Source organism: Saccharomonospora halophila 8, from assembly GCF_000383775.1.
Lineage (GTDB): Bacteria > Actinomycetota > Actinomycetes > Mycobacteriales > Pseudonocardiaceae > Saccharomonospora > Saccharomonospora halophila.
In genome coordinates this window covers 1-3,749 of the sequence record NZ_KB912484.1, presented here as the reverse complement: position 1 = coordinate 3,749, position 3,749 = coordinate 1, and the positions used below count along the sequence as shown (strand labels likewise).

Sequence of the window (3,749 nt, the reverse complement as noted above, 5' to 3'; positions counted from 1 at the left end):
CCGCCGCCACCGCCGCGGCGGTCCCACGTCCCGCTCGTCGTGGCCTCGGTGGCCGGGGTGCTGATCCTGGTGCTCGGGCTGGTCGCGGTGGTCACGCTGACCGGCGGCGACGGCCGGGACCGGGTCGCCGATCCCGGCCGGAACGACGGGGGTGTGACCTTCCCCACACCTACCACCGTGCCGTCGTCCCCGGTGTCGACCGACCCGACCCCGTCGGAGACGTCGTCCCGGACCCCGTCCGCCACGCCCTCCCCCTCCGGCGGGGTCGCGCCTCCGGCCCGGCAGGAGGGGCCGCGGAAGATCTACAAGCTGGCCGACCACCCGATCCTGCAGAACCCCGACGCGGGACTGCGCAACCGCGTGTGCGATCTGCCCGCGTGGCGGAGCTCCCCGGACGGGGCCAGGACGTTCTTCACCGCGGCCCGGCACTGTCTCGACGCGGCGTGGGAACCGTTCCTGCGGTCCTACGACCTGCCGTTCCGGCCGCCGAGGCTGCACTTCCCGTCGAGCGGGAGCTTCGAGACCGAGTGCGGACGAATCAGCGTCGGCCTGACCACGGCCGCGTATTACTGCGAGAACGAGCTCTACCTGCCCTTCGACGGCCTGCAGACCGAGCAGTACGGCGACGCGCCCGGGGTGTACCTGGCGTTGTTCGCCCACGAGTACGGCCACCACGTGCAGGAACTCGCCGGGATCATGGACGCCGCCTGGGAGCGGATCTACGCGGTGGGCAGGGACAGCCCCGCCGGACAGGAGATGTCACGGCGCAAGGAGCTGCAGGCGCAGTGCTTCTCCGGGATGTTCCTCGGTGCGCACGTCGACCAGGGCGGCACGATCACCCGCGCGATGTACGAACGCGCCTGGTACGACCAGGAGACCCGCGGCGACGACACCTCCGGGACCAGCGACCACGGCAGCAACGCCAACTACGCCGAGTGGTGGCGCGCGGGCGCCTACGACAACCGCATCGTCGACTGCAACACCTTCGCCGCCCCCAGCGCGGACGTCTCCTGACCCGGCGGCGCCCGGTGTCGTGCCGTGAAGGCCCCCTTACCTGCGTGGGATGCCGTGAAGGACTCCTTCGCTGCGTCAGATGCGGTGAAGGAGTCCTTCACGGCACACCCGGCGGAGTCAGGCGAGGGCGGGCTTCGGGCCGCGGGCCACGAGGTAGGCGTAGGTGCCGCCGCCTGCGCAGCTCAGGATGAGCAGCGCCATGCCCACGGGACGGCGCAGATCGCTGGTGCCGGGGGCGGTGGCGGCCAGTCGGACGTCCACCGGGCGTGCCCCGGCGGGCGACTCCGGTGGCACGGCCACCAGGACCCGCTCGCCCTCGTCGTGACCACAGCCGCTCAGGCGTCCGTCGCGCTGCCCGGCCCGGCCTTCGAAGCGGACCGTCTCGACCGCGTCCGGATCACTGCACTCCGCGGGTGCGGTGACCGTGGCCTCGACGATCCGGTGCCGGTCGGCGGGCGGGGCGCCGAACAGCGACGCGCCCGTCCACCAGGCCCCCAGCAGGATCAGCAGTCCCGTCACCGCGGCGACACCGAGGACCTTCCCGGTCAGCGGCGGCATCGGCCGTCGTCGGTGGTTCACAGGCGCCCGCACCCGGCCCATGGTTCCAGAACACCGGAGCACTGCCCAGCGATCGGGGGCCCGCACAACCTCAGCTGTCCGCGGTCCGGCCCCGGCCCCCGGCACGGGATCGGACCGGCGGATGACGGTTCGCGTCCGGCGGCTGGGGAACCGGCGGGCGGCTCGCGGATCCGGGGCGTGAGGTCACCGGCCCGGGGTGGCGACTCGCGGACCCGGGGTGGCGACTCGCGGACCCGGGGTGGCGACTCGCGGGTCTCGGGGCACGACGGTGGGGTTTACGGGACGGTTTCCTCGCCGACGGCGACCTTGCGGACGTAGAGGAGGCGGTCGCCGCGTTCGAGGGAGTCGGCCTCGGGGGCGTCGACCCGGTAGAGCACGCCGCCGCGGACCAGCCCGAGCACAATGTCGGGCAGGTGCCGCGGGGAGCCACCCTCCTCGGACGGCTCGACCGGGCGCTCGGCGATGGCCAGGCCGGTCTCCGGGGTGAGCAGGTCCTCGACCATGTCGACCACCCGCGGGGTGCGGGTGGCGATGCCCAGCAGCCGGCCCGCCGTCTCACTGGACACCACGACCTGGTCGGCGCCGGACTGCTTGAGCAGGTGCACGTTCTCCGCCTCGCGGACCGAGGCCAGGATGCGCGCCTTCGGCGCCAGCTCCCGCGCGGTCAGGGTGACCAGCACGGCCGTGTCGTCCCGGTTCGGCGCGACCACCACGGCACGGGCCCGCTGGATCCCGGCCACGCGCAACACGTCCGACCGGGTGGCCGAGCCGTGCACCGTGATCAGGCCGCGCGCACTCGCCGAGTCCAGGGAGACCCGGTCGGTGTCGACGACCACGACCTGGCTCGGTTCGAGGTCCTCCTCCGCCAACAACGCGTTGACCGCCGACCGGCCCTTCGTGCCGAACCCGATGACCACGACGTGGTCGCGCACCTGCCGCCTCCACTTCTGCACCCGGAACGCCTGCCGGGACTTCTCGGTCAGTACCTCAAGAGTGGTCCCGATCAGCACGATCAGGAACAGCACCCGGAGCGGGGTCACGAGGATGACGTTCACCAGCCTCGCCGAGTCGCTCGATGGCGAGATGTCCCCGTAGCCGGTCGTCGACAGGGACACGGTCGCGTAGTAGAAGGCGTCGAGCAGCGACACCCCGTCCCCGTTCGAGTCCGAGTACCCGTCCCGGTCCAGGTACACGACCACCACGACGACCACGAGCGCCAGCAGCGCGAACAACACGCGCCGCGCGATCGCCCGCGCGGGCCCGATCGTGTGAGCGGGCATGTTGATGACGCCGACGAGCGCGTGCCCCGGCTGCTCGGGCAGCCGCTCGTCACCGTTGCGTTTCCAGGGTCGGGCCACGGGTCTCCAGCCTATTCCCCGGACGATTCTCCGCCGGACGGCGCCTCGCCCGTGGGGACACCCCGCAGCAACCCCCGCAGACCCTCGGCGTCGAGCAGGTCGACCGGGTGGACGGTCCGTCCCGGGCGCACGTAGTGGAACGCCGCGCGCACCTTCTCCAGCGGCGCCCCGGACAGCCCCGCCCACGCCAGCCGGTAGGCCGCGAGCTGCACCGACAGCGCACGCATCCGGTCGGCGTCGGGGACCGCGCCGGTCTTCCAGTCCACCACGGTCCACCCGCCGTCGGCGTCGGCGAACACGGCGTCCATCCGTCCGCGCACGGTGATCCCGTCGACGTCGGTGGAGAACGGGACCTCGATCTCGTGCGGCGTCCGCCCGGCCCACGGACTCGCCTCGAACGCCTCCCGCAGCGCGGCCAGGTCCCCGTCGTCGGCGTCGGCGTCCGGCCCGTCCACATCGGCCGAGCCGGGAAGATCGTCGAGGTCGAGCAGGCGGTCCCCGGCGAAGCGGCGCTCCAGCCAGCCGTGGAAGGCGGTGCCGCGCCGCACCGGGGCGTTCGGTGGGAAGGGCAGGGGTCGGCGCAGTCTGCGCGCCAGGGCTCCGGGGTCGTCGGCCAGTTCGACGAGCTGGCTCACCGACAGTTTGCCGGGCAGGGCGATGTCCGCGCCGCCGTCCCGTGCCCGGGCACGCTCGGCCAGCAGCACGTCGGTGTCGGCGATCCACCCGTCCGGGTCGTCCGCACCGTCCGGGTCGGTGTCGCCCGGATCGGTGGCGCCCGGGACCGCCCCACCGGCGTCC

4 protein-coding genes are annotated in these 3,749 nt (G+C 73.4%); 1 reads left to right on the top strand and 3 read right to left on the bottom strand.

Annotated elements, in window-relative coordinates; genetic code table 11:
- On the top strand, window positions 1–1,014 hold a 1,014-nt coding region (locus tag SACHA_RS0101920; protein WP_019806772.1), incomplete at its 5' end, for a neutral zinc metallopeptidase.
- A gap of 117 nt (window positions 1,015–1,131) precedes the next feature.
- Here SACHA_RS0101920 and SACHA_RS0101915 read toward each other — a convergent pair.
- The 3 genes from SACHA_RS0101915 to SACHA_RS19840 form a co-directional block, all read right to left on the bottom strand.
- A complete protein-coding gene (locus SACHA_RS0101915) occupies window positions 1,132–1,572 on the bottom strand; it encodes a hypothetical protein (RefSeq protein WP_019806771.1) in 441 nt (146 codons plus the stop codon).
- A gap of 296 nt (window positions 1,573–1,868) precedes the next feature.
- On the bottom strand, window positions 1,869–2,951 hold the full coding sequence (locus tag SACHA_RS0101910) for a potassium channel family protein (RefSeq protein ID WP_019806770.1): 1,083 nt from the start codon (window positions 2,949–2,951) through the stop codon (window positions 1,869–1,871).
- A gap of 11 nt (window positions 2,952–2,962) precedes the next feature.
- Window positions 2,963–3,749 (bottom strand): RecB family exonuclease (locus SACHA_RS19840; protein ID WP_039737643.1); only part of this gene is annotated, 787 nt, incomplete at its 5' end.

What these genes read in the sequence shown, in the direction of transcription:
- SACHA_RS0101915 (WP_019806771.1), bottom strand. Translation starts at nt 1,572, where the DNA reads ATGCCGCCGCTGACCGGGAAGGTCCTCGGTGTCGCCGCGGTGACGGGA.